This is a genomic window from Mycobacterium palustre (assembly GCF_002101785.1).
Lineage (GTDB): Bacteria > Actinomycetota > Actinomycetes > Mycobacteriales > Mycobacteriaceae > Mycobacterium > Mycobacterium palustre.
Genome location: NZ_LQPJ01000115.1, coordinates 34405 through 51198, shown reverse-complemented (window position 1 = coordinate 51198; position 16794 = coordinate 34405). Strand labels below are relative to the sequence as shown.

The 16794-nt window shown below is 69.7% G+C and carries 17 protein-coding genes; 2 read left to right on the top strand and 15 right to left on the bottom strand.

Translation table 11 applies throughout. The annotated features are described in order from the left end of the window. The 4 genes from AWC19_RS18275 to AWC19_RS18260 form a co-directional block, all read right to left on the bottom strand. The gene (locus AWC19_RS18275) at positions 1-1929 is read right to left on the bottom strand and encodes a proton-conducting transporter transmembrane domain-containing protein (protein ID WP_085079488.1); all 1929 of its coding nucleotides are present in this window, start codon (positions 1927-1929) and stop codon (positions 1-3) included. Between the two features lie 41 nt (positions 1930-1970). Continuing rightward, positions 1971-2450, bottom strand: a complete 480-nt coding sequence (locus AWC19_RS18270) for an NADH-quinone oxidoreductase subunit B family protein (RefSeq protein WP_085079466.1) — start codon at positions 2448-2450, stop codon at positions 1971-1973. Positions 2451-2455: 5 nt separating this feature from the next. After that, positions 2456-2794, bottom strand: coding sequence for an ArsR/SmtB family transcription factor (locus AWC19_RS18265; RefSeq protein WP_142281282.1), 339 nt, complete (start codon positions 2792-2794; stop codon positions 2456-2458). A gap of 171 nt (positions 2795-2965) precedes the next feature. After that, positions 2966-3733, bottom strand: a complete 768-nt coding sequence (locus AWC19_RS18260; RefSeq protein WP_085079465.1) for an alpha/beta fold hydrolase — start codon at positions 3731-3733, stop codon at positions 2966-2968. Between the two features lie 63 nt (positions 3734-3796). Here AWC19_RS18260 and mhuD point away from each other — a divergent pair, with 63 nt between their 5' ends. Both mhuD and AWC19_RS18250 read left to right on the top strand, forming a co-directional pair. After that, complete coding sequence (mhuD, locus tag AWC19_RS18255; RefSeq protein ID WP_085079464.1) at positions 3797-4117, top strand: mycobilin-forming heme oxygenase MhuD; 321 nt, start codon at positions 3797-3799, stop codon at positions 4115-4117. Beyond that, complete coding sequence (locus AWC19_RS18250) at positions 4092-5456, top strand: serine hydrolase (RefSeq protein WP_085079463.1); 1365 nt, start codon at positions 4092-4094, stop codon at positions 5454-5456. Before mhuD ends, AWC19_RS18250 begins: the two co-directional genes overlap by 26 nt. 52 nt (positions 5457-5508) lie before the next feature. On the opposite strand, the gene AWC19_RS18245 is transcribed toward AWC19_RS18250, so the two are convergent. The 11 genes from AWC19_RS18245 to AWC19_RS18195 form a co-directional block, all read right to left on the bottom strand. Beyond that, positions 5509-6042, bottom strand: a complete 534-nt coding sequence (locus AWC19_RS18245) for a histidine phosphatase family protein (protein ID WP_085079462.1) — start codon at positions 6040-6042, stop codon at positions 5509-5511. Further along, a complete protein-coding gene (locus tag AWC19_RS18240) occupies positions 6039-6806 on the bottom strand; it encodes a CbtA family protein (protein WP_085079461.1) in 768 nt (255 codons plus the stop codon). The genes AWC19_RS18245 and AWC19_RS18240 overlap by 4 nt, the downstream gene beginning before the upstream one ends. Positions 6807-6810: 4 nt before the next feature. Beyond that, a complete protein-coding gene (locus AWC19_RS18235; RefSeq protein WP_085079460.1) occupies positions 6811-7026 on the bottom strand; it encodes a CbtB domain-containing protein in 216 nt (71 codons plus the stop codon). Positions 7027-7322: 296 nt separating this feature from the next. Continuing rightward, the gene (gene clpC1 / locus AWC19_RS18230) at positions 7323-9857 is read right to left on the bottom strand and encodes an ATP-dependent protease ATP-binding subunit ClpC (protein ID WP_085079459.1); all 2535 of its coding nucleotides are present in this window, start codon (positions 9855-9857) and stop codon (positions 7323-7325) included. A gap of 266 nt (positions 9858-10123) precedes the next feature. Continuing rightward, positions 10124-10462, bottom strand: a complete 339-nt coding sequence (gene lsr2 / locus AWC19_RS18225) for a histone-like nucleoid-structuring protein Lsr2 (protein ID WP_085079458.1) — start codon at positions 10460-10462, stop codon at positions 10124-10126. 122 nt (positions 10463-10584) lie between these two features. Then, positions 10585-12096, bottom strand: coding sequence for a lysine--tRNA ligase (gene lysS, locus AWC19_RS18220; RefSeq protein ID WP_085079457.1), 1512 nt, complete (start codon positions 12094-12096; stop codon positions 10585-10587). A gap of 131 nt (positions 12097-12227) precedes the next feature. Then, positions 12228-13052, bottom strand: coding sequence for a type III pantothenate kinase (locus AWC19_RS18215; RefSeq protein WP_085079456.1), 825 nt, complete (start codon positions 13050-13052; stop codon positions 12228-12230). 2 nt (positions 13053-13054) lie between these two features. Beyond that, positions 13055-13474, bottom strand: coding sequence for an aspartate 1-decarboxylase (gene panD, locus AWC19_RS18210; RefSeq protein ID WP_085079455.1), 420 nt, complete (start codon positions 13472-13474; stop codon positions 13055-13057). Next, on the bottom strand, positions 13474-14403 hold the full coding sequence (gene panC, locus AWC19_RS18205) for a pantoate--beta-alanine ligase (protein ID WP_085079454.1): 930 nt from the start codon (positions 14401-14403) through the stop codon (positions 13474-13476). The genes panD and panC overlap by 1 nt, the downstream gene beginning before the upstream one ends. Continuing rightward, positions 14400-15311 (bottom strand): Rossmann-like and DUF2520 domain-containing protein, encoded by a 912-nt coding sequence (locus AWC19_RS18200; RefSeq protein WP_085079453.1) that lies wholly within the window; start codon positions 15309-15311, stop codon positions 14400-14402. The genes panC and AWC19_RS18200 overlap by 4 nt, the downstream gene beginning before the upstream one ends. A 115-nt stretch (positions 15312-15426) precedes the next feature. Further along, a complete protein-coding gene (locus AWC19_RS18195) occupies positions 15427-16785 on the bottom strand; it encodes a DUF6779 domain-containing protein (RefSeq protein ID WP_085079452.1) in 1359 nt (452 codons plus the stop codon). Positions 16786-16794 lie beyond the last annotated feature (9 nt).

The window sequence follows — 16794 nt, the reverse complement described above, 5'->3', positions numbered from 1 at the left end:
TCATCGGGCGACCACCAGCACGATCAGCACGCCCAGCGCGCCGTAGGACAAATACAGGTGCACGCTGCCGTTGTGGGCGCGCCGCACCGCTTCGGCCGCGGCCCGCACCGCCCGGGTCACCGGCGCGTACAGGCGCTCCTCGATGGCGTCGGCGATCCGGGTTCGGAACGTGATCTTGTCGGCCAGATACCGCGATTCGGCGACGTGGGTGATCTCGATATCGGTGTCGGGGCGCAGGACATCGTCGAAGATCCGTTGCAGCGGCTCGGCAAAAGAGGTCGCCGTGTATTCCATCCGGGCGGTGAGACCGTCTGCGCCGCAAGCCCATAGCGGCGATGTCACCGGAGCCGGTCGGCCCCGCCGGCACCGGGACACCACCGCGACGGTCGCTGACGCAACGCAGACACCGCCGGCAATCACCGCGGGCGCGATCGAACCCTGCAACAGCGGCAGGCGCACCACGGCACCGAAATCGCCCAATTGCACGGCGCGGCCGGCCGGCAGCGCGGCGATCACCCGACGCAGCGCGGGTGCCACCACCGACGGCGCCACCGCCAGCACGACGCAACCGGCCGCCGCGGCGACCATGCCGGCCAGCATCGCGCGGGGAGCCTCGCTCGCCCGGGCGGCCCGCGGGTCGCGCGGCCGTGCGAGGAATCCGATGCCGAACGCCTTGACCATCGCGGCGACCCCCACCCCCGTGGTGAGGGCGACCGCGCCCACCGCCAGCGGCGCGGCCAGCGCCAAAACGGTGCCGGGCCCGGGCGCGGTGTGGATCAGCGACTGGACGAGCAGCCATTCGCTGACGAAGCCGGCGCCCAGGGGGAGCCCGCACGCCCCCAGGGCGGCCACCCCGAACATGGTGGTGGTCAACGGCATTCGGCGGGCCAGCCCACCCAGCCGGTCAAGGTCGCGCAGGCCGGTGGCGACCAGGACCGAGCCGGCGGCCATGAACCCGAGGCTCTTGAACGCGGCGTGCGCGACCAGGTGCAGCATGGCCGCGGCCGCGGCGATCGTCGCCTGTGCGTGCGCGCCCGAGGCCGCGAACAACGTCGCCGCGCCCAAGGCCAGCGTGACCAAGCCCAGGTTCTCGGTCGTCGAATAGGCAAGCAGCCGTTTGAGATCCGTGGCGACCGAAGCCTCGACGACGCCGTAAAGCGCCGACGCCCCGCCGAAGACCATCAACACGAGTCCCCACCACCGTGGTCCCGGGCCCAGCAGCTGCAGGTCGACGCGGCAGATGCCGTACACGCCCATGTTGACCATGGCCGCGCTCATCAGCGCCGACACCGCGCTGGGGGCCTCCGGGTGGGCGCGCGGCAGCCAGGCGTGCAGGGGCACCAGCCCGGCCTTCGACCCGAACCCCGCCACCGTCAACAGGAAGACCGCAGTGCGCACGCCGTCCGGAACGCTTCGGAAATCGGCGAACCGGTCCGCGTGCCCGGCCGCGGCCAGCACCATCAGTCCGACCAGGATCACCGCGAACCCCGCCTGCGTCATGACCGCGTACACCAGCGCGGCGGACCGAACCTCCGGTCGGGTGTGATCGGCCAGCACCAGCACCAGCGACGTGACCGCCATCAGCTCCCAGGCCAGCAGGAAGGTGGTCACCGAGCCCGCGGCGGGCAGCAGCAGCATCGCCGCGCCGAACGCCGGCAGCACCGCAAGGGCGAACCGGCTCAGGTGCCCGTGACGGCCGTAGCCGATCACGTACATCCCGACGGCGACCATGACCGCGCCGGTGATGGTCATGAAGAACCCGCCCAACGGGTCCAGGTTCAGCTGCACCCCGGAAAGGGGAACCAACCAGCCGATCCGCACCGAACGAACCGACCCCGACACCCCCAGCAACCCCGCCCACAGGCCCAGGCCCCCCAGCAACGACGTCAGCACTCCCGCAATGAAGGGCCCAAAGTCCTTGCTGACCATCGGATCTGGCGCGGGTGCCGCCTCGGTCGCCAGTGCGGCGGTCACTTGCCGGTGACCGATCTCAGCGCCGCGACGATCTCCGCCGGGGTCGGCGGACATCCGGGTATTTCCAGATCGACGGGCACCACGTCCGCCACCGCGCCGACCACGCCATAGCCGTCGGTGAACACGCCGCCGTTGCAGGCGCAATCCCCGCAGGCGATCACCCGCCGCGGGTGCGGCGTCGCCTCGAGCGTTGCCCTCAAGGGCCCCGCCATGTTTCGGGTCACGACACCGGTCACCAGCAGCGCGTCCGCGTGGCGCGGCGAGGCCACCAACCGGGCGCCGAACCGCTCGGCGTCATATACCGGCCCGAACGCGCCCGAGACCTCCACCTCACAGGCGTTGCACGAACCGGCATCGACGTGTCGGAGTTGCAGCGAACCACGCACTCCCGCAATAGGTTCCGCTGTCAGCGGCGGCCGGGCGGGGGCCGGCTCGGCGATCCGACCGATGGCAAACGCCTTACGAATCCAACCCATGGCCGCTACTGCGCGCTTCCGGCGCGCAGGTCCTCCAACACCGCCACACGGTCGCTGAGCACCCCGGTGAGCGCCTTGCGGGCCACCAAGAGCAGTTCGGCGATATCGGGTGAGGCGAGCGAGTAGATCATCGTGTTGCCGTCTCGGTGCGCGTCGACAACACCGGCGCGGCGCAACACGCCCAACTGCTGGGACAGATTCGACGACTCCAGCCCGACCTCGGGTAGCAGTTCGGCGACCGTTTTGTCCCCGGTGACGAGAAGCTCGAGAACCCTGATGCGCGCCGGATGGCCCAACGTCTTGAAGAACTCGGCCTTGACCTTGTTGAGCGGCTCGGACACCACAGTTCTCCTGAAGACTCGATAATTCCTACGTTTTAACAGTTGAAGAACTTATCAGGTGTGCGGCTTCGGGCCCACCCGGGCCGGTTCATCGCCGCAGCCGGCACGCCACCGTGCTCGTCGCCGCCACCTCGGGCTGCCGAAATCCCATCAGTACGGTCGTGGCGGTGGGCCTCACCGGTCGGCGGTGACGCTCAGGAACGACTCGACCGCTTGGCGGTACGCCTCAGGCGCCTCGTCGTGGATCAGGTGACCGGCGTGCGGGACACGCAGATAGCGAGTGGCGGCACCGGTTTCGGCCATGGTGCGCATCTGGCCCGGCGGGGTGACGGAGTTGCCGGCCTCGATGAGCAGCGCCGGCACCCGCGCGTCTCGCCACTGCGCCCAGTAGTCGCGGGTGCCCCACTCCGCGGCGATCTCGATCCATCGCGAGGTGTGGCCGTGCAACCGCCAACCGGTCTCGGTGCGGTCGAAGGCGTCCAGGAAGTACCGCCCGGCGACGGGCCCGAATTCGGCGTAAACCTGCTCGGCGGAACCGAATTCGACGGGCAGCGCGTGCAGCCACGGCTCCCACGGCCCGGTGGTGCGGCCGCGGAAGTCCGGCGCCATGTCCTCGACCACCAGCGCCGAAACCAGCTCCGGGTGATCGGCGGCCAGGCACCACGAATGCAATGCGCCCATGGAGTGCCCGACCAGCCTGGCCGGCGCACCCACCCCGGCGACCGCCTCGGCCAGGTCGGCCACGAAGCGTTCGGTGCTGATCGGGTGCGGATCCTCGACGTCACGGCCGCGGTGCCACGGGGCGTCGTAGGTGTACACGGTGCCCAGCCGCGTCAGCCACGGAAGCTGACGCGGCCAAGTGGTGCCCCGCCCCATCAGGCCGTGGACCAGCACCAGCGGTTCGCCGCGGCCTCCGTGGCAGGTCAGCAGATCGCTGGGCATGACACCATCTTGCGTGGCCCGCCCTCGATCCCGGCAAGTGGAGGGTCGCGGTAGCCTAGCGGAATGCCGCAAGTGGTGAAGATTAACGCAATCGAGGTTCCGGCGGATGCCGGTCCCGAACTGGAAAAGCGGTTCGCCCACCGCGCGCACGCCGTGGAGAACCAACCCGGCTTCCTCGGCTTCCAGCTGCTACGCCCGATCAAGGGCGAGGACCGCTACTTCGTGCTGACGCACTGGGAGTCCGACGAGGCGTTCCAGGCGTGGGCGACCGGCCCCGCCATCGAGGCCCATGCCGGGCACCGCGCCGACCCGGTGGCGACTGGCGCATCGCTGCTGGAATTCGAGGTCGTGCTGGACGTTGCCGGGAACGACCAGACTGACTAGCGCTCGGCCGGCGCGGCGCCGCGTCGCGGCGTTGAGCGCCGCCGCGGCACTGGTGGTGACCCTGGCGCCGGGTTGCGCACCGCCCCCCTCCCCGCATGCGAACGCCGCGGATCCGGGCCGCCAGATTGACACCCGGACGCCCCCCGGCATCCGGGCGCAGCAGACGCTGGACATGCTCAACTCCGACTGGCCCATCGGCCCAATCGGGGTCGGCACCTTGGCCGCGCCCGACAAGGTCGACACGGTCAAAACCACCATGGAGGGGTTGTGGTGGGACCGCCCCTTCACCCTCGACGGCGTGGACATCAGCGCCAGCGTGGCCACGCTGCACCTGATCTCTTCGTACGGCGCGCGACAAGACATCCGGATACACACCGACGACGACGGCCGCGTCGACCGGTTCGACGTCGACACCCAGGCGCCGAAGGTCAGCTCGTGGCACGACGTCGACGCGGTGTTGGGTAAGACCGGCGCCCGCTATTCGTACCAGGTCGCCAAGGTCGACGACGGGCACTGCGACCCGGTCGCCGGAACCAACACCGGCGAATCCTTGCCGCTGGCATCGATTTTCAAGCTGTACGTGCTGCACGCCCTGGCCGGTGCGGTCAAAAGCGGGACCGTGTCGTGGGACGACCAGATGACAGTCACCGACAAGAGCACGGCCGTGGGCTCGTCTGGCCTGGCTTTGACTGCGGGAGACCATGTTTCGGTCCGCACGGCGGCGGAGAAAATGATCGCCACGAGCGACAACATGGCCACGGACCTGCTGATCGAGCGGATGGGCACCCACGCCGTCGAGGACGCGCTCGTCACCGCCGGCCATCACGACCCGGCCAGCATGACGCCGTTTCCCACCATGTACGAGCTGTTTTCCGTCGGCTGGGGTCAGCCGGATCTGCGTGACCAATGGAAGCGCGGATCGCCCCAAGTCCGCGCCCGGCTGCTGGAGCAGGCGAATTCGACTCCGTATCATCCGGATCCGACTCGCGCGCACACCCCGGCCTCGAGCTTCGGCGCGGAGTGGTACGGCAACGCCGAGGACATCTGCCGCGTCCACGCGGCGCTGCAGGCCGACGCGGTCGGCGCGGCGGCGCCGGTCCGGCAGATCCTCTCGGCGGTGTCGGGTATCCAGCTCGACCGCAACGTGTGGCCGTACATCGGTGCGAAAGCCGGTGGCCTGCCCGGTGATCTGACGTTCAGCTGGTACGCCGTCGACAAGACCGGCCAGCCGTGGGTGGTCAGCTTCCAGCTGAACTGGCCCCGCGATCACGGGCCGAACGTCACGGGCTGGATGTTGCAGGTCGCCAAGCAGGTCTTTGCGCTTATTGCACCGCGCTAGCGGCGCGGGCGCCGTCGTTCTGGACGTCTCCGATCCCGGTGAAATGACCACGTCACAAACGCAGCGTCCAGCGGCCGTCACGGAAATGCAGCACCGTGCAGCTGACCGGCGCAATGTCGATGCGCCAGAAGGCGGTCGGCGGCGCGGCGAGGGCGTGCAGGATGGCGGCCCGGATCACCGCCGGATGGGTCACCGCGACCGTGTGCTCGGTGAGTGACTCCAGCCAGCCGGCCACCCGCTGGATCAGCTCGACGATCGACTCACCGCCATGCGGCGCGCGGGCCGGTTCGGTCAGCCACGCCGCGAGGTCTTCGGGGCTGAGCTGTTTGAGCGTGCGCCCGCGCCACTGCCCGCAGTCGAGGTCGGCCAGCCGGGGCTCCGTGTCGGCGCGCAGCCCCAACAGTTGCGCGGTTTGGCGGGCACGGCGCTCGGGTGCGGTCAGGTGACGGTTGTCGGCTTTGGTGTCAAGGCTTTTCACCCGCCGCCCGCCGATGTCGTTCAGGGGTTCGTCGGCGGGAAAACGCCCGGCGGCCATGGCGTCGGTCATCGCGTGCGAGACCATCGTCAGCCGGACGACGCCGCTCACGCGGGGACTCGTTCCTCCAGCGCCCGTCGGGCAAGCGTCCCGAACACCAAACCGATGGCGGCCCACAACACCAGCTGCGCGCCCAGCGAGACCAACCTGAACTCGTAGAGCACGTCGGCGGGAAAGCCCGGATACGCGATCGCGCCGGAGGCGTCGCGCAACGGGCCGGGCGTCTCGTCGACGGCGGGCAGCACCACCCCGACTACCGCGACGGCCACCAAATAAGCCCCCGCCGCGACCAGCGTTCCGTTCCATGCGCCGAGCCGGGCATCGAGGCGGCGCGCCAGCCACACGGCGCCCGCCGCGAGCACCACTGATGCCAGCACCATCACCAGATACCAGCCGGTGCGCGCGCGGATTGTGTCGGCCTGGCCCACCGCCGGCGGGTTGGGCGGGTATTTGACGAACGGCACCAGATACACCGCGACGAAGGCGCCCGCCGCCAACAGCAGCGAAAGCCGGCGCGCCCCAATGCCCCTCGCGCGGCCGGCGAGGACGCAGAACACCACCGCGAGCAGGGCGCCCATCGCGACACCGAAGATCAGCACCCCGAATCCCAAGCCGGCGTTGGCCTGCACCCCGCGAGTGAACAGCTCCGCGCCGTGCTCGTGCACACCGTGGGCGTTTTCGGCGTCGGCGCGGCCATCCTCGAAGGCGATCGCGCGGCCGATCGCCGGCTCGGCGCAGACGCGCGCGAACAGGAACGCCAGCACGGCCCCGACTGCGCCGGCCAGCAGACCGCGCGCGATCAGCCGCTTCTCCACGCGATCAGTGGCAGGGGAAGCCGAGCAGGTGGCGCGCGTCGTGGACGAATTCGTGGACGTGCGAGTCGCTGCCGAACAACGACACCGCACCCTGGTCGATCCCGACGAAGTACAGCGCCAGCAGCGCCAGGAAGGCGGTCGCCGCCAGCCATAGCGCGGCGCTGGCCGCCGAGAGATCGACCGACCGGGTGCGGGCCGACGCCGCAGGGCGATTAGACATGGATGGCTCCTTCCGGGGATGCCGCGTCCCGCTTGGTGGATGTCGACGGGCCACGGGTCTGACTGTGACAGTGGCGCGACCGTTCTGGGATTTCACCAGGATTCCGTTGCCCATCGATTTGTCGTGTGGTCAGTGTAGACCGGTCGTGGGTGCCGCGGCGGGGCGACGCCGCACCCCCGGCTTGCTTGCGGTGTGCTCGGCGCCATCGGTGACCGGGACCGCGCGCACCGGCGTCCTCACACAGCGAAACGGGCGGCCAATCCCGTCAGGGATCAACCGCCCGTTTGCTGCCATCGCTACTGCGTTTCGGGTGCGGCGTGCGCCCCGGCCTTGGCGAGATCCGGCTCGGGCGGCGGCTTGCGAGTCCCGGTGAACGTGAACACCGCGTCCTCGCCGGAGCCCTCGCCGTCCCAGTTGTCGACGTCGACCGTGACGACCTGACCGGGTCCGACCTCCTCGAAAAGGATCTTTTCGGACAGCTGGTCCTCGATCTCGCGCTGGATGGTGCGCCGCAGCGGGCGGGCACCCAGCACCGGGTCGAAGCCGCGCTTGGCCAGCAACGCCTTGGCCTTGTCGGTCAGCTCCAGATCCATGTCCTTGCTCTTGAGCTGGCCCGCGACCCGGCTGATCATCAGGTCGACCATCCGGATGATCTCGTCGCGGGTCAGCTGGTGGAAGACGATGATGTCGTCGATGCGGTTGAGGAACTCCGGGCGGAAGTGCTTCTTCAGCTCGTCGTTGACCTTCTGCTTCATCCGCTCGTAGTTGTTCTCACCGCCACCCTGGGTGAAGCCCAGGCCCACCGGCTTGGAGATGTCGGACGTGCCGAGGTTGGACGTGAAGATCAGCACGGTGTTCTTGAAGTCGACCGTGCGGCCCTGGCCGTCGGTGAGCCGGCCGTCCTCGAGCACCTGCAACAGGCTGTTGTAGATCTCCTGGTGCGCCTTCTCGATCTCGTCGAACAGCACCACCGAGAACGGCTTGCGCCGCACTTTCTCGGTGAGTTGGCCGCCCTCCTCGTAGCCGACGTATCCCGGCGGGGCGCCGAACAGCCGCGACGCGGTGAACCGGTCGTGGAACTCGCCCATGTCGATCTGGATGAGCGCGTCGTCGTCGCCGAACAGGAAGTTGGCCAGCGCCTTGGACAGCTCGGTCTTACCGACACCCGACGGGCCGGCGAAGATGAACGAGCCCGACGGCCGCTTCGGGTCCTTTAACCCGGCGCGGGTGCGGCGGATCGCCTTCGACACGGCCTTGACCGCGTCCTCCTGGCCGATGATCCGCTTGTGCAGCTCGTCCTCCATGCGCAGCAGGCGCGTGGTCTCGGCCTCGGTCAGCTTGAACACCGGGATGCCGGTCCAGTTGCCCAGCACCTCGGCGATCTGCTCGTCGTCGACCTCGGCGACCACGTCGAGATCGCCCGAACGCCACTGCTTTTCGCGCTCGGCCCGCTGGGCCACCAGCTGCTTTTCGCGGTCGCGCAGGCTGGCCGCCTTCTCGAAGTCCTGGGCGTCGATCGCCGATTCCTTCTCGCGGCGCGCCTCGGCGATCTTCTCGTCGAACTCGCGCAGGTCTGGCGGCGCGGTCATCCGGCGGATCCGCATGCGGGCGCCCGCCTCGTCGATCAGGTCGATCGCCTTGTCCGGCAGGAACCGGTCGTTGATGTAGCGGTCGGCCAGCGTGGCGGCGGCCACCATCGCCGAGTCGGTGATCGACACCCGGTGGTGCGCCTCGTAGCGGTCGCGCAGTCCCTTGAGGATCTCGATGGTGTGCTCCACCGTCGGCTCCCCGACCTGCACCGGCTGGAACCGGCGCTCCAGGGCGGCGTCCTTCTCGATGTACTTGCGGTACTCGTCGAGCGTGGTCGCGCCGATCGTCTGCAGCTCACCCCGGGCCAGCTTGGGCTTCAGGATGGACGCGGCGTCGATCGCGCCCTCGGCGGCGCCGGCACCGACCAGCGTGTGCAGCTCGTCGATGAACAGGATGATGTCGCCGCGGGTGTTGATCTCCTTGAGCACCTTCTTCAGGCGTTCCTCGAAGTCACCCCGGTAGCGAGAACCGGCCACCAGCGACCCCAGGTCCAGCGTGTAGAGCTGCTTGTCCTTCAAGGTCTCCGGGACCTGGCCGTGCACGATTGCCTGCGCCAGTCCCTCGACCACGGCCGTCTTGCCGACCCCGGGCTCGCCGATCAGCACCGGGTTGTTCTTGGTGCGCCGGCTCAGCACCTGCATCACCCGCTCGATTTCCTTCTCGCGGCCGATGACGGGGTCCAGCTTGCCCTCCATCGCGGCCGCCGTCAGGTTGCGCCCGAACTGGTCGAGCACCAGCGACGTCGACGGGCTGCCCGACTCGCCGCCGCGGCCACCGGTGCCGGCCTCCGCGGCCTCCTTGCCCTGGTAGCCGCTCAGCAGCTGGATCACCTGCTGGCGCACCCGGGTCAGCTCGGCGCCCAGCTTGACCAGCACCTGCGCGGCCACGCCCTCGCCCTCGCGGATCAGGCCCAGCAGGATGTGCTCGGTGCCGATGTAGTTGTGGCCCAGTTGCAGCGCCTCGCGCAGGCTGAGCTCCAGGACCTTCTTGGCGCGCGGGGTGAACGGGATGTGGCCCGACGGCGCCTGCTGGCCCTGGCCGATAATCTCCTCGACCTGGCTGCGGACCCCCTCGAGCGAGATCCCCAGCGATTCCAGCGACTTGGCCGCAACGCCTTCGCCCTCGTGGATCAAGCCCAACAAGATGTGCTCGGTGCCGATGTAGTTGTGGTTGAGCATCCGGGCCTCTTCTTGCGCCAGGACGACCACCCTGCGGGCACGGTCGGTAAATCTTTCGAACATCGGTGGTTACCTGCTCTCCCTCACCATCGGTACAGCTTTCGGCATCGCGTACCTGCCATCCACTGTAATGGTCGCCAGGCCAGGGTTCCTAACGTTGCGGTGGCTGGCGGTCCAGGCCGCGTCTCCCCTGTTGAACAAAGCCGCAACAGTTAAACGGAAAAAACCACCAAAGCGTTTCCGCGTCGGCCGGCGAGGTTTTCGCCGCCAGCGAAAGTGAAACAACCGGCGCCCCAGCCGTCACGCCGGGGCGCCGGTTGACCGTCGGCTTAGGTGGCCGCGTGGAACGCGTCGATGACGTCGGCCGGGATGCGGCCGCGCGTGGACACGTTGTGCCCGTTGCGGCGCGCCCACTCGCGGATCGCGGCGCTCTGCTCGCGGTCGATCGCGCCGCGCCCGCGGCCCGAGCCGGAACGGCCGCGCCGGCGGCCGCCGACGCGACGGCCCGCGGCGACCCATTGCTTCAAATCGTTGCGGAGTTTCGCGGCATTCTTGGACGAAAGGTCAATCTCATAGGTCACCCCGTCAAGCCCGAATTCAACTGTTTCGTCGGCTGCACCCGACCCGTCGAAATCATCGACCAACGTAACGGTCACTTTTTTCGCCATTGGCTTACCCTCGCGTTTCGTCCTGAGCAGTTGCTGAGCAGTTGGGACTGACCTCCCCGGTCACCAATCTGCCATATCAAGGCAGCATACTCAATCCGGCGGCAACGCGTACAGTTGAGCTTTCAACTGCTGTGTGGACGCACAATCGGGAACAAAACTGTGTCTCTAATTGACAACCCGGTCAAAGACATCAACAACCGATCGATACCCATTCCGGTTCCCGTGCACGGCGGCATCCCATACTCGAGCGCGGCGAGAAAGTCTTCGTCCAGCGCCATCGCCTCGTCGTCCCCGGCGGCCGCGGCGCGGGCCTGGGCGGCGAACCTCTCGCGCTGCACGATCGGATCGTTCAGCTCGGAGTACCCCGTGGCCAATTCGACCCCGCGCAGGTAGAGGTCCCACTTCTCGGTGACGCCCGGGATGCTGCGGTGCTGGCGGGTCAAAGGTGTTGTCTCGACAGGGAAATCCTTGACGAAGGTGGGCGCGCTCAGCTCGTTGCCCACCGTGTGCTCCCACAGTTCCTCGACGAGCTTGCCGTGCCCGTAACCGCGGTCGCGTGGGATCTCCAGCCCCAGCTTGTCGGCGATGGACCACAGCCGTTCGACGGTCGTCTCGGGTGTGATCTCCTCGCCGAGCGCGGCGGACAGCGAAGGGTACATTTGCATCGACGCCCATTCGCCGTCTATGTCGTAGACACTGCCGTCCGGCAACGGCAGTTGTCGGGTTCCGATCGCCTCGTCGGCCACCTCTTGAATAAGCTCACGTGTCACCAGTGCTGAATCGTCATAGGTGCCGTACGTCTGATACGTCTCCAACATGGAGAATTCCGGAGAATGAGTGGAATCGGCCCCCTCGTTTCGGAACACTCGATTTAGCTCGAAGACCTTGTCGAATCCGCCGACGATGCAGCGCTTGAGGAACAGTTCCGGCGCGATCCGCAGGTAGAGATCGATGTCCAGCGCATTGGAATGGGTGATGAACGGCCGGGCCGCCGCCCCGCCGGCCAGCGTCTGCAACATCGGGGTTTCGACTTCGAGAAAGCCGCGCCGTTCCAGCGCGTTGCGGATCGCGCGGATAACGGCGATCCGTTGCCGCGCCACCGTGCGCGCCTGGGGCCGGACGATCAGGTCGACGTAGCGCTGCCGCACCCGCGACTCTTCGCTCATCTCCTTGTGCGCGACCGGCAGTGGACGCAGCGCCTTCGCGGCCATCCGCCACGAGTCGGCCAGCACCGATAGTTCGCCGCGTCGTGAGCTGATCACGTTGCCGTGCACGAAGACGAGGTCACCGAGGTCGACGTCGGCCTTCCACGCGTCGAGCGCCTGCTTCCCGACCTTGTCGAGGCTCAGCATCACCTGCAGGGTGGTGCCGTCGCCGTCCTGGAGTGTCGCAAAGCACAACTTGCCGGAGTTGCGCGCGAAGATGACCCGGCCGGCGACGCCGACGACGTCGTCGGTGGCGGTGTCGATGGGCAGGTCGGGATGGGCGGCGCGCACCTCGGCCAGGGTGTGGGTGCGCTCGACGGCAACGGGATAGGGATCGACGCCCTCGTCGAGCAGACGAGCGCGCTTGTCCCGGCGGATCCGGAACTGCTCTGGAAGGTCGGGCTCGCCCCCCGGCTGGTCAGCGCTCACGACGTGCCAGCTTAAAGGACGCGGCGTCGAGCCGGCGCCGACGGCGTCGAGCCTGCGCTGGGCGCTTGAAAAGTGCTTTCGGACTCAAAGCTGACGGCGCGCCGCACGCAAGGCCCGACGCGGAACGCGGCTCAGTGCGCGGTCTTCAGCCGGCCGCGCTGGGCGTCGCGGTTGCGTTCGAACACCAGCCGCAGGCCATGCAGGGTGAGGTGCTGGTCGTGGTGGCTGACGCAGTGCAGCTCGGGCAGCAGCAGCGGCGCGGTGTGACCGGTCGCCACCACCACGAACTGATCCCCCAGGTCACCGGAAAACCCGTTCACGTCCTCGCAGATGCGCTGCACCAGGCCGTCGACCAGCCCGGCGAAGCCGAACACCGCCCCGGCCTGCATGCATTCGACGGTGTTCTTCCCGACCACCGAACGGGGGCGGGTCAGCTCGACGCGGCGCAGTGCCGCCGAGCGCGCCGCGGCGGCGTCCGACGAGACCTGGACTCCGGGGGCGATGGCGCCGCCGAGGAACTCCCCCTTGGCCGACACCACGTCGACGCAGATGGAGGATCCGAAATCGACGACGATGGCCGCCTTGCCGAACTTGTGATAAGCCGCCAGGCAGTTGACGATTCGGTCGGCGCCCACTTCTTTCGGGTTGTCGACGAGCAGCGGGATGCCGGTGCGGACGCCGGGCTCGATGAGCACGTGCGGCACCGACGGCCAGTACTGGTCGAGCAGGATCCGCACCTCGTGCAGCACCGACGGGACGGTAGACAGCGCGGCGGCGCCGGTCAGCCGCTCGGAATCGTCACCGATGAGGCCGTCGATGGTCAGCGCCAATTCGTCCGCGGTGATCTCCGGTTCGGTGCGGATCCGCCACTGCTGCACGACCTTTGCGTGCTCCTTGGAGCCAGAGATCAGTCCGACGACGGTGTGCGTGTTGCGGACGTCGATGGCGAGCAGCACGGCTACCGCGCACCGATCCGCGGGTCGAGTAGCTCCGACGCGTCCGCCGGGACGAATGCCGGGTCGTGGCCGAGGTCGACGGGCTTGTTGGCGGCGTCGACGAACACGATCTTCGGCCGGTAGGCGCGCGCCTCGGCGTCCTCCATGGCGCCGTACGCGATCAGGATCACCAGGTCGCCGGGATGCACCAAATGCGCTGCGGCGCCGTTGATTCCGATGACGCCGCTGCCGCGCTCGCCGGTGATGGCGTAGGTGACCAGGCGGGCGCCGTTGTCGATGTCGACGATGGTCACCTGCTCGCCCTCGAGCAGGTCCGCGGCGTCCATCAGGTCGGCGTCGATGGTCACCGAGCCGACGTAGTGCAGGTCGGACTGCGTGACGGTGGCGCGGTGGATTTTCGACTTGAGCATCGTCCGTAACATCAGTTCCTCCAAGGTGATTGGGCGTGCCCGTCCGGCCCCACGGGTGCCGGCGAGTTTCCGATCTGGATCGAGACGTTGTCGAGCAAACGGGTGCTGCCGATCCTGGCGGCGACCAGCAGCCGGCCGGAAGGGTTGTCGCCTACCGGGCCGAGCTCGGCGTCGCGCAGCTCCAGGTAGTCGAGCACCAGGCCGGGCGTGGCATCCAAGACGGCGCGGGCGGCGTCCAGCGCGGCCCGGGGCCCCTGGGTCGCGGCGTGCGCTCCCGCCGTCAGCGCGGCGGACAGCGCGACGGCCAGTTCCCGCTGCGTCGGATCCAGGTAGCGGTTGCGCGACGACATCGCCAGCCCGTCGGCTTCCCGCACCGTCGGCACACCGACCACGGCGACGTCGATGTTGAGGTCGGCGACCATCTGCCGGATCAGCACAAGCTGCTGATAGTCCTTCTCGCCGAAGAAGATCCGGTCCGGACGCACGATCTGCAGCAGCTTGGCCACCACGGTCAGCACGCCGGCGAAGTGGGTGGGCCGGGCGCCGCCCTCGAGCTCGGCGGCCAGCGGGCCGGGCTGCACGGTGGTGCGCAGGCCGTTGGGATACATCGCCGCGGCGGTCGGGGTGAAGACGATCTCCACTCCCTCGGCGCGCAGCAGCGCCAGGTCGTCGTCGAGGGTCCGGGGGTAGGCCTCGAGGTCTTCCCCGGCGCCGAACTGCAGCGGGTTGACAAAGATCGACACCACGACCACCGAGCCGGGCACCCGCTTGGCCGCGCGCACCAGCGACAGGTGCCCGTCGTGCAGGGCGCCCATCGTGGGCACCAGCATCACCCGACGGCCGGTGTGGCGCAGCGCGCGGCTGACGTCGGTGACGTCGCGCGGCGCCGCGTAGACGTTGAGTTCGCCTGGGGTGAAAGCCGGCTTGCGTGGGGCCGTCATCGCGCCAGCACTTCGACGACGTCGGCGGGGGCGTGCGCGCGCTGGGCGGTCCGCAGGGCGTTGACGCGGTAGGCCCGGGCGAGGTCGGCGTCGACGTCGCCCAGCGCTGCCAAATGCTCGGCGACGGCCGCGGCGTCCCCACGGGCGACCGGCCCGGTGAGCGCCGCCTGGCCGCGCAGCAGGGTGTTGTCCAGCGCCGCGCGGGCCAGCGGCCCGACGATACGTTCGGCGAGGCCGCCGGGCTGGTCGTCGACCGTCTGCTGCCCGAGCAGTTCGCTGCCGCGCAGCGCGGCGCGCAGCGCCTCCAGCGCGTCGGCGAGCACCGTGACGATGTGGTTGCCGGCGTGCGCGAGGGCGGCGTGGTAGAGGGCGCGGGCCTCCTCGCGGACGCAGAACGGCTCGCCGCCCATCTCCAGGACCAGCGACTGCCCGATGGCGTACCCGACCTCGTCGGCGGCGGTGATGCCGAAGCAGGTGTCGGGCAGCCGGCTGATGTCTTCGTCGGAGCCGGTGAACGTCATCGCGGGGTGGATGGCCACCGGCGTGCAGCCGGCGTCGGTCAGCGGCGCCAGGATGCCGACGCCGTTGGCGCCGGACGTGTGCACGACGATGGTGCCCGGCCGCACCGCCGAGGTGGCGGCCAACCCGGACACCAGCGCGGCGAGCTCGCTGTCGGGAACGGCCAGTAGCAGCAATTCGGCGCCGGCGGCCACGTCCTGCGGCGCCGTCACCAACGTGTCGGGCAGTCGGCGCCGCGCCCGCTCGCGCGACGCGTGGGACACGGCGCTGCACGCGACCACGACGTGGTCGGCGCGCTCCAGCGCCACACCGAGCGCGGATCCCACCCGTCCGGCGGAGATGATTCCCACCTTGAGCCTGGCCGGGCGCAAACCGTCGAACTGCCCCATCGCAGACGACCTCACAGCTTTCTTCGTTCGTTCCAGTCCCGTGTCGCGGGTACCGGACGGTCGGTAAGACTTTAGTCGATTCTCAGGTGGCACCCAATGTGAGGAGGCTCCCAGCTCACTCGTCGCGACCGTCGCGTCTGCGGCGGCGGCCGCCTCCCGAAGGCTGCACCTGCAGCCGCGCCAGCAGGTCGGCGACCGACTGGCCGCCGCTGGGCGGGCCGTCGGTGGAGCCGCCCGGGCCGCGAGCCAGCGGGTCGGCGCCGAGATGCCGGGGTGCCCGTTCGGCGTGCGGCGGCGGGGCCATCTGCGGTGGCGGCGCGGCGGGCGGTGCCGGCGTCGGGTAGGCAGGGGGCGGCGGGGCGCCGGAGGCGGGAGGTGGCGGCTCGTTCGCGCCGCCGACGTTGCTTACACCGTAGTCGCGGTACTCGGCCGAATGCCGCGCCCGCGCGCGGCGGCCGGCCTCGCTGTACGGCGGCGGGCTCGGGTCGACGGGCGCGCCGCCCACGCGTTCGTCGGGGCTGTAGTGCCGGGCGCGCCGCCCCCCGGACGGCTCGCCGGCCGGATCGGCGCCGCCCCGCTGGCTTCCCGGGGCTCCGGGCGGCTGCCACTGCCCGTTCCCGGCGAGCGGCTGCCAATCCTGCGGCTGGGGCCGCGGCTCCGGTTGCGGCGGCTCCGGTTGTGGCGGCTCCGGTTGCGGCGGTGGCGGCGGGGGCGTCGCGAACCGCGCCTCCGGCGGGGGCGGCGGCGCGGTCATGTACGGCGGCTCCTGCGAGACCACGTACCGAGCGTCCTGCGGCGCGTCGTATGGGGCCCGCCCGCGTTCCGCCGCGGGTGGGGGCTGCCGCGGCGGCAACAGCGGCTCCTCGGGCACGTCGATGATCGCGGATTCGTCGGCCCGGCTGGGCGGGTTGTCGGTCGGGACCGACGCGACGCGATCGCTGGGCACCCAGTCGCGGGCGGCCTCGCCGTTGCGCTCCCAGTCGCTATACGCGCGGGCGCGCGGCGCCTCGCTGTCCTGGGTCTCGAGCGCCGGGCGCTCCTGCAGGTCGGTGTCGAACAGGATCTCCAGGCTGGTGCGCAGCGCGCTCAGCTCGGCCCGCAGCGCCGCCAGGTCGTCGGCGGCCTGCGCCCGCAGCTCGGAGGCCAGCTCGCGGCGCAGCTGGGACTCCACGGTCAGCTCGTACTCGCGGCGGGCCGAGATTTCGCGGTCCAGCTGTAGGTCGTAGACCAGCTTCAGGTCGCGGACACGGGACTGGTCCGCGTCGCTTTGGCGGCGGTAGAGCACCGAAACGAAGGCACCGGCGACCGCGGCCCACAGCGCCAGGATTACAGCGAGCTTGAGGAGTTCCACCCGGTTGGTGAAAACCAGTGCGGAACTGGCCCCCATGGCGAGGACCAGCAACGCGGTCAAGAGCACCCACCCCGGCCTGCGGCCGCCGCGCCGGGCCCTGGCGCCGCGGGACAGAACGGTCATGGCCTGCAC

Excerpts from the sequence above, each read along its gene's own strand:
- clpC1 (WP_085079459.1), bottom strand. The coding sequence starts at position 9,857 with ATGTTCGAAAGATTTACCGACCGTGCCCGCAGGGTGGTCGTCCTGGCG.
- AWC19_RS18195 (WP_085079452.1), bottom strand. The coding sequence starts at position 16,785 with ATGACCGTTCTGTCCCGCGGCGCCAGGGCCCGGCGCGGCGGCCGCAGG.
- panD (WP_085079455.1), bottom strand. The coding sequence starts at position 13,474 with ATGTTACGGACGATGCTCAAGTCGAAAATCCACCGCGCCACCGTCACG.
- AWC19_RS18235 (WP_085079460.1), bottom strand. The coding sequence starts at position 7,026 with ATGTCTAATCGCCCTGCGGCGTCGGCCCGCACCCGGTCGGTCGATCTC.
- AWC19_RS18260 (WP_085079465.1), bottom strand. The coding sequence starts at position 3,733 with ATGCCCAGCGATCTGCTGACCTGCCACGGAGGCCGCGGCGAACCGCTG.
- AWC19_RS18270 (WP_085079466.1), bottom strand. The coding sequence starts at position 2,450 with ATGGGTTGGATTCGTAAGGCGTTTGCCATCGGTCGGATCGCCGAGCCG.
- AWC19_RS18200 (WP_085079453.1), bottom strand. The coding sequence starts at position 15,311 with ATGGGGCAGTTCGACGGTTTGCGCCCGGCCAGGCTCAAGGTGGGAATC.
- mhuD (WP_085079464.1), top strand. The coding sequence starts at position 3,797 with ATGCCGCAAGTGGTGAAGATTAACGCAATCGAGGTTCCGGCGGATGCC.
- AWC19_RS18275 (WP_085079488.1), bottom strand. The coding sequence starts at position 1,929 with ATGGTCAGCAAGGACTTTGGGCCCTTCATTGCGGGAGTGCTGACGTCG.
- lsr2 (WP_085079458.1), bottom strand. The coding sequence starts at position 10,462 with ATGGCGAAAAAAGTGACCGTTACGTTGGTCGATGATTTCGACGGGTCG.
- panC (WP_085079454.1), bottom strand. The coding sequence starts at position 14,403 with ATGACGGCCCCACGCAAGCCGGCTTTCACCCCAGGCGAACTCAACGTC.